The sequence below is a fragment of the Lactonifactor sp. BIOML-A5 genome, assembly GCF_009677585.1.
Lineage (GTDB): Bacteria > Bacillota > Clostridia > Lachnospirales > Lachnospiraceae > Lactonifactor.
On the sequence record NZ_WKYV01000016.1, the window covers coordinates 15961 to 28513 of the forward strand.

The 12553-nt window shown below is 44.7% G+C and carries 13 protein-coding genes and 1 CRISPR repeat array (1 of these 14 cut by a window edge); of the genes, 12 read left to right on the forward strand and 1 reads right to left on the reverse strand.

What is annotated here, in order from left to right:
* Positions 1-119: direct repeats of the CRISPR family, unit length 33 nt; unit sequence GTCGAGGCTCGCGAGAGCCTTGTGGATTGAAAT; it begins 115 nt to the left of the window's first position.
* 362 nt (positions 120-481) lie between these two features.
* From GKG41_RS13870 to GKG41_RS13895, 6 genes are all read left to right on the forward strand, one after another.
* Complete coding sequence (locus GKG41_RS13870) at positions 482-991, forward strand: toxin-antitoxin system protein (protein WP_154259585.1); 510 nt, start codon at positions 482-484, stop codon at positions 989-991.
* A gap of 195 nt (positions 992-1186) precedes the next feature.
* Positions 1187-1402 (forward strand): hypothetical protein, encoded by a 216-nt coding sequence (locus GKG41_RS13875; protein WP_154259587.1) that lies wholly within the window; start codon positions 1187-1189, stop codon positions 1400-1402.
* A 22-nt stretch (positions 1403-1424) separates the two neighbouring features.
* The gene (locus GKG41_RS13880) at positions 1425-2162 is read left to right on the forward strand and encodes a hypothetical protein (protein ID WP_154259589.1); all 738 of its coding nucleotides are present in this window, start codon (positions 1425-1427) and stop codon (positions 2160-2162) included.
* A gap of 18 nt (positions 2163-2180) precedes the next feature.
* Positions 2181-2417, forward strand: a complete 237-nt coding sequence (locus GKG41_RS13885; protein ID WP_154259591.1) for a hypothetical protein — start codon at positions 2181-2183, stop codon at positions 2415-2417.
* 44 nt (positions 2418-2461) lie between these two features.
* On the forward strand, positions 2462-2944 hold the full coding sequence (locus GKG41_RS13890; protein ID WP_154259593.1) for a GNAT family N-acetyltransferase: 483 nt from the start codon (positions 2462-2464) through the stop codon (positions 2942-2944).
* Positions 2945-2984: 40 nt separating this feature from the next.
* Entirely contained in the window at positions 2985-3512 is a 528-nt protein-coding gene (locus tag GKG41_RS13895) for a putative immunity protein (RefSeq protein WP_154259595.1), read from the forward strand.
* 1 nt (position 3513) lies between these two features.
* Here the strand turns inward: GKG41_RS13895 and GKG41_RS13900 are convergent, their stop codons facing one another.
* Positions 3514-5271 (reverse strand): FUSC family protein, encoded by a 1758-nt coding sequence (locus GKG41_RS13900; protein ID WP_154259597.1) that lies wholly within the window; start codon positions 5269-5271, stop codon positions 3514-3516.
* A gap of 170 nt (positions 5272-5441) precedes the next feature.
* Between GKG41_RS13900 and GKG41_RS13905 the strand changes: the two genes are divergently transcribed.
* The 6 genes from GKG41_RS13905 to GKG41_RS13930 all read left to right on the forward strand — a co-directional run bounded on the left by GKG41_RS13905 (position 5442) and on the right by GKG41_RS13930 (position 12498).
* The gene (locus GKG41_RS13905) at positions 5442-5888 is read left to right on the forward strand and encodes a MarR family transcriptional regulator (RefSeq protein ID WP_154259599.1); all 447 of its coding nucleotides are present in this window, start codon (positions 5442-5444) and stop codon (positions 5886-5888) included.
* A 56-nt stretch (positions 5889-5944) separates the two neighbouring features.
* Positions 5945-6808 carry an RNA polymerase sigma factor gene (locus GKG41_RS13910; RefSeq protein ID WP_154259601.1) on the forward strand — a complete coding sequence of 288 codons (864 nt, stop codon included), beginning with the start codon at positions 5945-5947 and terminating at the stop codon, positions 6806-6808.
* Positions 6805-7488 (forward strand): DUF2461 domain-containing protein, encoded by a 684-nt coding sequence (locus GKG41_RS13915; RefSeq protein ID WP_154259603.1) that lies wholly within the window; start codon positions 6805-6807, stop codon positions 7486-7488. Before GKG41_RS13910 ends, GKG41_RS13915 begins: the two co-directional genes overlap by 4 nt.
* Before the next feature lie 198 nt (positions 7489-7686).
* Positions 7687-9180: an IMP dehydrogenase gene (locus GKG41_RS13920; RefSeq protein ID WP_154259605.1), complete on the forward strand. Its 1494-nt coding sequence runs from the start codon at positions 7687-7689 to the stop codon at positions 9178-9180.
* A 203-nt stretch (positions 9181-9383) separates the two neighbouring features.
* A complete protein-coding gene (rsmH, locus tag GKG41_RS13925; protein WP_154259607.1) occupies positions 9384-10448 on the forward strand; it encodes a 16S rRNA (cytosine(1402)-N(4))-methyltransferase RsmH in 1065 nt (354 codons plus the stop codon).
* Positions 10449-10503: 55 nt separating this feature from the next.
* A complete protein-coding gene (locus GKG41_RS13930) occupies positions 10504-12498 on the forward strand; it encodes an ATP-binding protein (RefSeq protein ID WP_154259609.1) in 1995 nt (664 codons plus the stop codon).
* Positions 12499-12553 lie beyond the last annotated feature (55 nt).

Sequence of the window (12553 nt, forward strand, 5' to 3'; positions counted from 1 at the left end):
CAGAAATAATCTGATATAGTCGAGGCTCGCGAGAGCCTTGTGGATTGAAATAGTTTTGAGGAGTAGCTGACATCTCCACAATATGGTCGAGGCTCGCGAGGGAAACTCGGTAGAGATTAAAATCAGATTCGTTTTTAATTAATAGAGATTTAGTGCGAATGTCAAGTGCACAGAAATTTGCAGGGGGATTCGCACTAGAAAGTATGCTATATTGAATAGGCTATGAGGTATGGAGGAAGGATATACTTGCCATGGTTCGGTGAAATGTGTACAATGTGACTATATATATTGCAATTTTCAATGAGATAATTATGCATAATTGCAGTCGTTCCCTTCGCTGGGAACGTGGATTGAAATTATTTTTAGCGGTACAACCTGATAGTAAAACTTAGGTCGTTCCCTTCGCTGGGAACGTGGATTGAATTAGTAATAAATTTCCTGCTTATCTGCCGTAAAATAGAATTCTAAGGAGATAGTAAACATGATATTCGACTTTTACCCATGGAAAATGGATATTGATATTAAAGCTACGAAACAACTTTATGAGAGAAAAGACTACGCCAAAGATAGGAATGCCAATAAAACTATGTTTCAGGAGATGTCCGAAAAACAGAGAAATTTTTTTATATCCGTAGGTGTTGACATATTAAAAGCAAAAGTAATAGAAAAAGTTCATAATATTCCAAGTGATGGGGAATTGACTGGCGGGAAGATTTATAGTAGGACACTGGATTTTCTAATGTGTGGGAAGTTCCTTTCTATACCAGATTATCAGGAAGAAGTATACAGTGATGAAGAAATATTCGGTATGAATTTTTCTCATTCTTTACAAGTTATTTCTATGCCGGAGGAACAGAAAATTCCTGTATTCGATATTGATGGGTGGGGGTGTGTATTTAAGCATCCTTTATTTAGATTCGGGGAAGAGGATTTTAAACAATGGGATTGTGGTTACATAGCAGGCACTATATTGCTTATGAAAGACCTATAATTAAAATTTCTGGTACCATTATTGAGTAATATTGTTTTAAAAAAGTTTTATAAAATTGTACTGCAACTTATGGGAAAGGGAGTACACGCATGTGATTTAGTTGTAACTTTTTCTGATAGGGTATAAGAAAACTGAAGGAACGATAGTGAACATACAATGAGAATACATATGAAGAGAAAAACGCGGAGATTTTTTATGTGGATATGGATTTTGGCAGCCAATTTCTTTTGGGCATTTGCACTTATCACTATTAGTTATTCCTGGGGATATGATCAATGCGCCATTGATGGGAACATCGCATATTTTAGCCACCCGGCATATCTTAATATTATAAATGGTATCCCCTGGCTTTTAGGCACACTTGTGTTTGGCGGTTTAGGGATTCTGTTTTACCGGAAAAGTAATATATAGAAGCAAAAGATAAGGGGGATAAATGATATACATAAACAGTATAGCAGATATGATAGAATTCATCAGAGCCTGCGACAAATATGAATTAGACTGTGCATCATCCATTAACTTTAGGATGCCAAATTACGAGATTTCGCCAAAAGAATTTTTAGAGTTTGCAGATATAGATTTAAGAGACACAACGGTTAAAGGGAAGGTGGGAGCAGTTTCGAATCTGAAAAGGGCGCTGGATTGCCAGCTGGATATGTTTTTTGAGGCTGTCAATATCAAAAGTATCTTTGACAGCAAAAATCTCAAATTCAGTAAAAAGATACAATTTCTATCGGATATAGGAATGCTTCTCACCAACGCAATGAACAAACTTAATACCATCAGAAACAGAATGGAACATAATTATCTTGTCCCGACAATTGAAGATTTAGAGGTATATTATGAGATGGTGTGGAACGTGATTGAGATCATTAACCTAAATGTGCATATAATGAAAATGGGAGAAATCAGGTATGTAGCAAGTGCAGGGCAGGAGAAGTTTTATGTGGAAAATGGGTATGATATCTCCCAAAGAAGTTTTTGGTTTAAAATTACTCAGAGAAAAACCAGAGATACAAACAGCATAATCAAATCCTTGTATAAGCAAGACGACTATACAGAGTATGTCAGGGCATTCCAGGTATTCCGATGCAATATAGACTTTTATGACAGTGATAATGCGAAGGAGTATAAAAAGAGATTAAAAGAAATAAGTCTTATTGATATATAATGATAGAGGAGAAAACTGATGAGAGAATTTGCAGCAGCAGCCCTTCCCTGGATTGTCATTGGAATAGCAGTTGCCGTTCTTTTGGCATACAGAGGGAAGAAGAAGGGTGAGTATGAGACTTGTATGACAGAGGGGATGTGTATTGGAATGTGTATCGGAACCGCAATCGGCAGTTCAGGAATCCTTGATTTAGGATTGGGCATAAGCCTGGGGATGCTGTTGGGGGAATTGGCCGGTATGAACATCAAAAAATAAAAACGGCATGATAAGGGGTATCATGTTAAGATGGGCGGTATGATATGAGGATAGAGATTGAATTAGCGTATGATAACAAAGAAGAGGTACAGGCTCTTTTTTCAGAATACACGCAGATGCTGAAGCGTATGGAGCCTGATATGGTCAGGTGTCTGGAACATCAGGATTACAGCAGGGAAATTTTACATCCTGAGGATAAGTACGGGCTGCCCCAGGGAAGACTCTATATTGCATGGGTGGACGGTAAACCGGCAGGGTGCATAGGAATGCACAAATTTAACGAAAACAGTTGTGAAATGAAACGACTATATGTAAAGCCAGAGTACCGGGGCCGTAAGCTTGCCAGCTTGCTGATAGACAAAATACTGGAGGATGCAAGGGAGATAGGTTATCGGGAGATGGTGTTAGATACCATGACATTTTTAGATGCCGCAATTTCCTTATATCTGAAATATGGATTTTGTGAAACAGAGGCCTACTATGAGAATCCCGTGAAGGGTGCGGTCTATATGAAACTGGAGCTGTAAAGTGAAATCACAGGAGCGAAATCATCCAGAAGGAGTAAATATGAGAAAACTAAGAAAGATGCTGGGAGATATAACGGATCCTTCTGTTGTATCGCTCATGAGATTGATTGAAACCCAGAGCAAGGCTACCTTATCCGGATGGGCGGTAGATTACGCAGAGAAGCACTATCTGGGGATTTACCAGAAGGTGTATGCAGATGAACGCAGACTGCAGGAGGCAGTTTCCGGAATGAGGGAATATCTGGACGGGAGCAGAAAACAGAAGGACTTAAAGCCGCTTCTGCAAGCTGCCGTGCAGGCGGCACAGGAGGCAGAGGATAATCCCCCGGCACAGGCTGCTGCCCGGGCGGTAGCGACAGCCTGCAGAACGGTCCAGTCCCCTGCCAGTGCACTGGGGTTTGCTTTTTATGGGGCAGCGGCGTCTGCCTACGAGAAGGCAGGACTGGTAGAGAGCCAGGAGGTGTATGATGCGCTGGCTTCTAATGAACTGGTACAAATATTGGGATCTCTCAGGGAGATCGCTGTATCTGGTGAGAAAAATCCGGTTACGATTAAGTGGAACTGCTGAGTCAAGGTACGGTTTTTAGGAGCACATGACCTGACTCAAAAGGCGGGGCATCCGCACGCTCTGCGATGAGTTTTCTGTGAGCGATGCGCAGTTCTTCCTGATATTTAGCCAGATATGCGGGAAACTCTTTCCATTTCTCCAGGGAAGCATTCTGGATTAACTTTTCTTCCTGCATATGGGCCTGGATGACCAGATGATAGTAGAGCTGAGGGTCTATCTGGTCTGCCCGGCATACCTTTGTGAGAAGTTCTGTAATTGCCTTATATTTCTCCCAGAGCTGATTGGTTGCTTTTGCACGGTGATAGGGAAAAAGCAGGCAATTTATGATATAGCCGATAGCTGCACCGGCGAGAATATATCCGAGCCGGATGAGGAAAATACCGCCCACTGCCTGAAAACCAAAGGCATTCATGAACACAGCTCCCCCCAGGGCACCTACGGTGGAGCAGGCAAAGGTTTCCTTATAGTCAGTAAAGTAAAATGAAAGATAGCCCGACAGCATCATGGCAGCGGTGCGCCCTGCCGGGGAGGAAATCAGGGAATAGATAGCCACAGAGATCAGTCCGCCCAGTATAGTGGCGAAGATCCTGTTCTTGATCTTCTGGGGGACATCATCTGCATAGGGCAGGGAAACGGAGGCCAGGGTGAACAAAAGCCATCGTCCATGAGGCAGGGGGAGATACTGTACCGCCAGCACAGCAAGGGATAAAAGCAGTGCTGTCCGAAGGGCATAGATGGCACGCATAGGACTCAGATCAATGGCAGACTGCAGCCGTATTTTAAAAGAGAGGGCGGATTTGCGGAAATGGACTCGCCCCTGGGGATCTGTCATATGAAGCAGCCTGTCACGGATATAAAGGAGGATATTGTTAAAAACCCGGGCTGTTTTTTCATCTGTCAGTTCAGCCAAAACGGAGGGATCCAAAGCAGGGATCTCAGCGCGTTCCTGCAGGATAAACGCATGAAATTGGCTCAGCTGTATATCGATGCAGTGCAGAAATTCTTTATTCTGGGGGGACGGGCTGGAGGAGAGTTCATGTATCAGTATGGCCAGCTGTTCCAGCCCCCGTCCGGCGGCAACCATGGAATAACTGGAGTCAGAGATACAAAAGGCTTTTTTTCTTCTCTCGTATACTGTCTGACTTAACCGGCACAGCTTACTTCGCATACCCGGCAGATCCGGCTCATGTGTAAGGTTTTCCGTATTACTGGAAATAGTGCTGCGGATATCCTCAATCATTTCACTTAACACATCTCTGGCGGTTTCAGCCACTCGCTTTCTTCCCATGATCCACTGATACAGCATGATAGATACAGCTCCAACCAGCATCCCCAGAATCCGTTTGGGAAGCTGAGAAGCTGTAACAGGTGAAATAAAAACCAGAAACAGATACGACAGAATATAAGGAAAGTACATGTGACTGGCATACTCATATGTAAAGGCGTACAAAATCATGAGAAGTGTGGCAAAATTAATGAGAAAGGATAAAGGCGCCGTGCAGGCAGTGACCAAATAGGCGGCAACGGCCATCCATACCAGGACCAGTGCCTGAAGAATAAAGTGTTTAAGGGGCGCGGCTGTCAGATCCCGTACCATGGATGCTGACATCATAATGGTGAAGATCACACCGACAATTGAGTGTACAGGGCCAAATAGGATCTGAAAAATATTTACATATGCGATAATAAATAGAAAGCTGAGGGTGCTGAAACGGAAGTTTTTCCGGATTCTCTCAGATAGTTTGGAACTGCATTTCATAGATCACGACATCTCCTTTAATACTGATCATCATAAAGATGATAATTGACTTTAGCCTATAGTACTATATAATGGGAATAAGAAGTCATATAATAATGATAGTCATATTTTGTTTACTAATCTACAAGAATAGCATTTCCGGATGTATTTGTCAATGGGAGAAGGAGAATATGAAAACTGAAAAAGTATCAGAAGAATTTGTTCAAAACCTGCTTTCGGTACTGCCGAACTGGCATTCCAAGCTTGTGCGTCCTTTTAAAGATACACTGAACGGGGAGATGAGCCTGGAAACCTATTATTGTCTGGAGACTCTTAAAATTCAAGGCGCAGTAACTATGACGGAACTGGCCCATCTGCTCAAGGTCCCCAAGCAGCAGGTGACAAAGCTGGCAGAGAAGTTGAGACTGCATGGTTTCGTAGAGAGGGTATACAACGAGAAGGATCGAAGAGTCATCAGGCTTCGTCTGACCCAGAAGGCAATTCTGTATCTGGACGAGTATCATCTTAAGAATACGGCATTTATCCAGAGCCTTGAGAACCAGCTGGATGCAGAGGAGCTGCGGAAACTGAATCAGGCGGTTGAGCTTCTGGGAGAGATACTTCCTAAATTAAAATAAAATATATGTCACAAAACGTCTGCGCCTGGGTCTAATTTAATAGGAGGTAAAAAACTATGAATAGAAATCAAAAAGAGACATCGGTACTGATAGATCAGGCTGTGGAGGGAGACAGAGAGGCGCTGGAGGCATTGCTGACTCAAGTGCAGGATATGATATTCAATCTGTCTCTGCGCATGCTGGGCACTGTGCCGGACGCGGAGGACGCATCCCAGGAAATTCTGATTAAGGTAATGACACACCTGTCGTCATTTCGTAAAGAGAGCAGCTTTACTACCTGGGTATTCCGGATTGCCGTAAATTATCTCAAGGATTACAGGAAAAATATGTTTTCTCATCATCCTCTGAGCTTCGAAATATACGAGGAGGATATTGCAAGCGGAAGGGAGAAAGATATCCCTGATTTGTCCCAGGGGGTGGATCGTACAGTTTTAGAAGAAGAACTGAAAATGTCATGTACAAATGTTATGCTGCAGTGTCTGGATCGGGAAAGCAGATGTATCTATATTCTGGGAACTATGTTCCGGGCAGACAGCCGTATGGCGGGAGAGATTTTGGGAATGACTCCTGAGGCATACAGGAAACGGCTGTCCAGAATCCGGGAAAGAATGGGAACCTTTTTGAGCGAATACTGTGGTTTATCCGGAACAGGAATCTGCAGCTGTAAAAAACGAACGGATTATGCCATAGCAACCCATCGTCTGCACCCGGAACAGCTGGAATACAGAGCTTTGGAACATACGGAAAGAGACATTATGCTGGAATGCAAAGAGGCGATGGAAAAAGTAGACGACTTGTCCCTGATCTTTGCAAACATGCCCTTTTACAGGACAAGCAGCAAAGCCAGCGAGTGGATGAAACGCTTTTTGAGGTCAGAGGAATTTAAAATTATCGCTGAAGCCGGGGAGGGATGCGGATGAATACAAAGCTGATACTGGAATATCTGAGGGAATTGGAGGAGAATAACAGCAGAGAGTGGTTCCATGGGCACAAGGAGGAATATCAGGCCGCAAATGGAGAATTTCTAAAACTGATTGAGGCTTTTATGCTGGAGCTGGGCAAAGAAGATGCCGGAATCCTGGACTGCGAGCCGGGAAAACTCACCTTTAAGCTGGTAAGGGATACCCGATTCAGCAAAGACAAATCCCCTTATCTTCCTGCCTTCAGAGCTCATATCTCATCGAAAGGAAAGCTGCCGGTGCCGGTGGGGTATTACCTGATGATAAAACCGGGCTCTTCTTTTTTGGGGGGAGGATTATTTGCAGATATGTTTAAGAACGCCACCCAAATGGTAAGACGCTATATTGCAGAACATGGTGAGGAGTGGCAAAGTGTTCTGGACGTGCCTGAGTTCCAAAGGTATTTTCAGGTCAAAGGGACTGCTCTGAAAAATGTTCCCCAGGGATTTGAGAAGGACCATCCCCAGGCAGAGTTCCTGAAATACAAAAGCTGGTATCTGGAATACCCTATTCCGGATAAGGAGTTAGAAGACGGAGAGGCGTTTTTTCAGAGAGCACTGGAGAGCTACAGAGTTATGAAACCCTTTAATTCGTTCCTGAACAAAGCTTTGAAGGAGTTTGAAATGCCTGCCCGACCGTAAGGGGAGTAAATATCTTTTCTGATATCGTTTCATTTTGTTTCGTATCCACGCATTCATTGACATAAGATCATTGGACATGATAAAATAAACTATTATTTACCCATCATGAAAATGGTAATATGTGGGTTTTACAGGGCGGAACGATGTGATACATGTGTGGGCGGAAAAGAAAACGGCAGTTAGAAAAGGAGGAACAACATGGCGTTTTATTATCAGGAACCATCCAGAACATTCAGCGAATATCTTTTAATTCCGGGGTACTCTTCTACAAAGTGCATTCCCTCGGAGGTTAGGCTGAATACACCCTTAGTGAGGTATGAGAAAGGCACAAAACCGGCGTTATCCATAAATATCCCGCTGGTTTCTGCGATCATGCAGTCCGTCTCTGATGACAGGCTGGCTGTGGCCCTTGCACAGGAGGGCGGCTTATCCTTTATTTACGGTTCCCAGTCGGTTGAAAGCCAGTCGGAAATGGTAAGGAAGGTAAAAAAATACAGGGCGGGATTTGTGGTAAGTGACTCTAACGTATCTCCTGAGATGACTCTGCAGGATGTGCTTGATATCACAGAAAAAACCGGGCATTCCACTGTAGCGGTAACCTCAGACGGCAAACCGGGAGGGAAACTTCTGGGGATTGTAACCAATAAGGACTACAGGGTCAGCCGGATGGGACCGGATACCAAAGTGGGAGATTTTATGACCAGGTTTGAAGATCTGGTGTATGCGGATGAGGAGACCAGTCTGAAGGCCGCCAACGATATTATCTGGGAACATAAAATCAACTGTCTGCCCCTGGTGAATAAAAAACAGGAGCTGGTCTATCTTGTGTTCAGAAAGGATTACGACACGCACAAGAAGAATGAGAACGAATTAATAGACGGTTCCAAGAGGTATATGGTTGGAGCAGGGATTAACACAAGGGATTACAAAGAGCGGGTGCCCGCGCTTCTGAATGCCGGAGCGGATGTTCTTTGCATAGACAGCTCGGAAGGGTTTTCCGAGTGGCAGAAGATTACCATTGATTATATCAAGGAGACCTTTGGCCCTGAGGTGAAGGTAGGGGCCGGCAACGTAGTGGATGCGGAAGGATTTCGTTTCCTGGCAGATGCGGGCGCTGATTTTGTCAAGGTAGGAATCGGCGGCGGAGCGATCTGTATTACCCGGGAACAGAAGGGAATCGGCCGGGGACAGGCCACTGCCTTGATTGAGGTGGCTAAAGCCAGGGATGAGTATTACGAAGAAACAGGTATCTATATTCCTATATGTTCCGATGGGGGCATCGTACATGATTATCACATCACTCTGGCGTTGGCTATGGGGGCTGACTTTATTATGCTGGGAAGATACTTCGCCAGATTCGATGAAAGCCCCACGAAGAGAGTGAACATCAACGGGAGCTATATGAAAGAGTACTGGGGTGAGGGAAGCGCAAGGGCAAGAAACTGGCAGAGATATGACATGGGCGGAGATAAAAAGCTATCTTTTGAGGAAGGTGTAGATTCTTTTGTGCCATATGCCGGCAGCCTGAAGGACAATGTGACACTGACCTTATCTAAGGTGCGATCCACTATGTGTAACTGCGGAGCGCTTACCATACCTGAGCTTCAGAGTAAGGCTAAAATCACTCTGGTATCCTCAACGAGTATTGTTGAGGGCGGGGCCCATGATGTTATGCTGAGAGATAAGAGATAGAATAGAATAATTGTATCTAAAGGCGTCAGAGCACACATGCTCCGGCGCCTTTTTAAACGAAAATATTTTCGTGAAATGAAATTCTTGTGGGTGAGGGGATAATCTAGTACAATGGAAAGAGCAAACGCTTTGTTGTAAATATTCGGGTATTATCTCGGAAGTGGTCTGTGATTCAGAGAAAAGTATGAGAAGGAGCATTGGTTATGGAGAACCAGGAACAGAAGCATAAACGGCGTGTCCGCTATAAAGGGACACATCCCAAAAAATATAGTGAGAAATACAAGGAGCTGCAGCCGGAGAAATATCCGGAAACAGTGGAGAAAGTGATTCAGAAGGGGAGTACTCCTGTAGGGATGCATATCTCCATCTGCGTAAAGGAAATTTTAGAGTTTTTTCAAATAAAACCAGGTCAGACAGGTCTGGATGCTACGCTTGGATATGGAGGCCATACACTGGAAATGCTGAAATGTCTTGGAACAGAGGGGCATATTTACGCTCTGGACGTGGACGCTGTGGAAATGGAGAAAACAAGAAAGCGTCTGCAAGGGCTGGGGTACGGACCCGAGCTGCTGACCATAAAGCAGATGAATTTTGCTGATATTGATCAGCTGGCGGAGGAGACCGGGCCTTTTAATTTTGTTCTGGCGGATCTGGGCGTATCTTCGATGCAGATAGATAATCCGGACAGGGGGTTTTCTTTTAAAAAGGACGGGCCCCTGGATCTGCGCCTGAACCCGCAGAAAGGAATTTCTGCAGCAGAACGCCTGCAGCAGATCCAACTGGGGGAACTGGAGGGCATGCTTGAAGAAAATGCGGATGAACCCTATGCCAGGGAGATTTCAGGGGCAGTAATACGGGAGATAAAGAAGGGTAAGAAAATCAGCACAACGACTGAACTTCAGCAGGTGATAGCAGGCGCTCTGTCTTTTCTGCCTCAAAACGAGAGAAAAGAAGCAGTGAAAAAGTCCTGCCAGAGGACTTTCCAGGCTCTTAGAATCGACATTAATAATGAATACGAGGTGCTGTACCAGTTTTTGGAAAAACTGCCCGGTGTACTGGCAGAAGGCGGCCGCGTGGCTATACTGACCTTTCATTCCGGTGAGGACAGAATTGTAAAGAGGTCTTTTAAAGAGCTTCACCGCAAGGGAATATACAGTGAGATAGCAACAGAGGTGATTCGCCCTTCAAGAGAAGAGTGCAGCAGGAACAGCAGGGCCCGTTCCACAAAGATGAGATGGGCTGTAAGGTCGCAGAACATCGGTGAGTAGATGATTACGCGTGCCGCTTGAAGACAGAAAAAATCATAGAAATAGGAGGTTGCATATGAAAGAATATCCACTGAGCGAGGTGGAAGCATTTGCCTGTGAAATATTGAATAAGTATTACTGTGAGTGTGATGTGGAATTTCTCAACTCTACATTTGCAGAGGACATTGTGTGGATTGGAGCGGGCGAAGGACAGAAAGCAGAGGGAAAAGAGGCTGTGACCGCATATTTTACTCAGAAAAATAGGGATATGGCCCCCTGGGATGTGTCTTATGAAATATATGAAACAAGGAGACTGGGGTCTGACTGCTATCTGTGCGAGGGGAGCAGCAGGATAAGCTTCTGTAAAAAGATGGAGATGCTTCTGGACAATCAGCAGAGGTTTACCTTTATCTTCAGAGACAACGGGGGAAAGCTGGAAACCATACATATCCACAATCTGATGCCGTATCTGGGCTGGCAGGAGGCAGTACAGGCGGCTATCTTTAAAGTCTATCCTTTGATTTTAAAACTAAATCTTACACAGGATACGTACAGATGCTTTAGTGAGGAAGAGATACAGTTTATTGACAAAACAGAAGGAGTGTACTCTGAAATTTACAGCAGTTCACTGCCGGGTATCCATCCTGAACACCGGGATAAATATGCGTCGGTACTTGCAAGAGAAAAGCTTATGGAACGGTTTTCCCGGGGAGAGCGGGAAGTATATCTGGACTTTCAGCAGGAAGGGACAAATGGGGAATATGGCTGGCGCTCTGTCTGCGTCATTCAGATGGAGAACCCTTTCAGCCCGGACGTAATGGCCATCGGGTTGGTTAAAGTGCAGGATACTCAAAAAGAAAAACAAGAGGAACAGGAGCAGCTTCTCCGTGGGGCATTGCAGTCTGCCAATGCGTCCAGCCTGGCAAAATCAGATTTTCTCTCAAGAATTAGCCATGATATCAGAACTTCCATGAATGGTATTGTCGGGATGAGTGCCATTGGACAGAGAAATCTGCAGAAGCCGGACACTGTGATGGAGTGTTTTCAGAAGATAGATGCCTCCTCAAAATATCTTTTTGACATACTTAATGATATTTTAGATGTGTCAAAGCTGGAGACGGGCAAAATGGAGCTTATCAGCCAGTGCTTCAGCCTTCAGGTACTGCTGGAGGAAGTGAATCATATCATCACCCCCCAGGCAAAGGGGCGGAGGCTGATCTATGAAGAGTACAAAAAGGGGCTGGAGGCAGAGTATTATGTGGGGGATGCAGCCAGAATTAAGCAAATTCTGATCAATTTATTGAGCAATTCACTGAAATTTACTCCTGCAGGCGGAAAGGTAATTATGAGTGTCAGGCAGGAAGACGAAAATTATGATCTGTCTTTTCTGGAGTTTTGCATCTGCGACACTGGGATTGGAATCTCAGAGGCGTTTCTTCAGAGAATTTTTCAGCCATTTGAACGGGAGATTCCAGAGGTGATATGCGATAATCCGGGAAGCGGGCTGGGCCTTTCTATTGCCTATAGCCTGGTTCATCTGATGGGAGGCACGATCGAGGCTGACAGCAAAAAGGGAGAGGGGACACAGATTACAGTGAGACTTCCTCTTGCGCCTGTTTTCGAAGAAGAGACAGTATACGGTAAAAACAGCAACAGCTGGTGGGAGGAAGAAGAATCGGAGGATTTTGATTTTTATGGATACAGAGTGCTCCTTGCGGAGGATAATGAACTCAACAGAGAGATTGCCTGCACTCTTCTGGAGATGAATGGCATTGAGGTTGAGACTGCGGAGAACGGCCAGGAGGCAGTGGATATGTTTTCTGAGAATCCTCCGGGTTATTATATGGCGATCCTTATGGATATTCGCATGCCTGTTATGGATGGACTGGAAAGCACCTGTGCGATCCGGGCCCTTGACCGGGGGGATGCTCAGACAATACCAATTATTGCTATGACAGCAAATGCTTTTCAGGAGGATGAAGAGGAGGCCAGAAAAATCGGAATGGATGGGTATCTGGTGAAGCCTCTGGAGGTAGAGGCAATTTTCAGGGAGCTTAGACATTACGTGTAACGGTACACAGCAGAATGCTGACAGGCCTTTCACAGCGGCAGTCCAGGTAAGTCCT

Bases quoted from the DNA above. Each gene is read 5' to 3' on its own strand.
- GKG41_RS13870 (WP_154259585.1), top strand. From the start codon at position 482: ATGATATTCGACTTTTACCCATGGAAAATGGATATTGATATTAAAGCT.
- GKG41_RS13875 (WP_154259587.1), top strand. From the start codon at position 1,187: ATGTGGATATGGATTTTGGCAGCCAATTTCTTTTGGGCATTTGCACTT.
- GKG41_RS13880 (WP_154259589.1), top strand. From the start codon at position 1,425: ATGATATACATAAACAGTATAGCAGATATGATAGAATTCATCAGAGCC.
- GKG41_RS13885 (WP_154259591.1), top strand. From the start codon at position 2,181: ATGAGAGAATTTGCAGCAGCAGCCCTTCCCTGGATTGTCATTGGAATA.
- GKG41_RS13890 (WP_154259593.1), top strand. From the start codon at position 2,462: ATGAGGATAGAGATTGAATTAGCGTATGATAACAAAGAAGAGGTACAG.
- GKG41_RS13895 (WP_154259595.1), top strand. From the start codon at position 2,985: ATGAGAAAACTAAGAAAGATGCTGGGAGATATAACGGATCCTTCTGTT.
- GKG41_RS13900 (WP_154259597.1), bottom strand. From the start codon at position 5,271: ATGAAATGCAGTTCCAAACTATCTGAGAGAATCCGGAAAAACTTCCGT.
- GKG41_RS13905 (WP_154259599.1), top strand. From the start codon at position 5,442: ATGAAAACTGAAAAAGTATCAGAAGAATTTGTTCAAAACCTGCTTTCG.
- GKG41_RS13910 (WP_154259601.1), top strand. From the start codon at position 5,945: ATGAATAGAAATCAAAAAGAGACATCGGTACTGATAGATCAGGCTGTG.
- GKG41_RS13915 (WP_154259603.1), top strand. From the start codon at position 6,805: ATGAATACAAAGCTGATACTGGAATATCTGAGGGAATTGGAGGAGAAT.
- GKG41_RS13920 (WP_154259605.1), top strand. From the start codon at position 7,687: ATGGCGTTTTATTATCAGGAACCATCCAGAACATTCAGCGAATATCTT.
- rsmH (WP_154259607.1), top strand. From the start codon at position 9,384: ATGGAGAACCAGGAACAGAAGCATAAACGGCGTGTCCGCTATAAAGGG.
- GKG41_RS13930 (WP_154259609.1), top strand. From the start codon at position 10,504: ATGAAAGAATATCCACTGAGCGAGGTGGAAGCATTTGCCTGTGAAATA.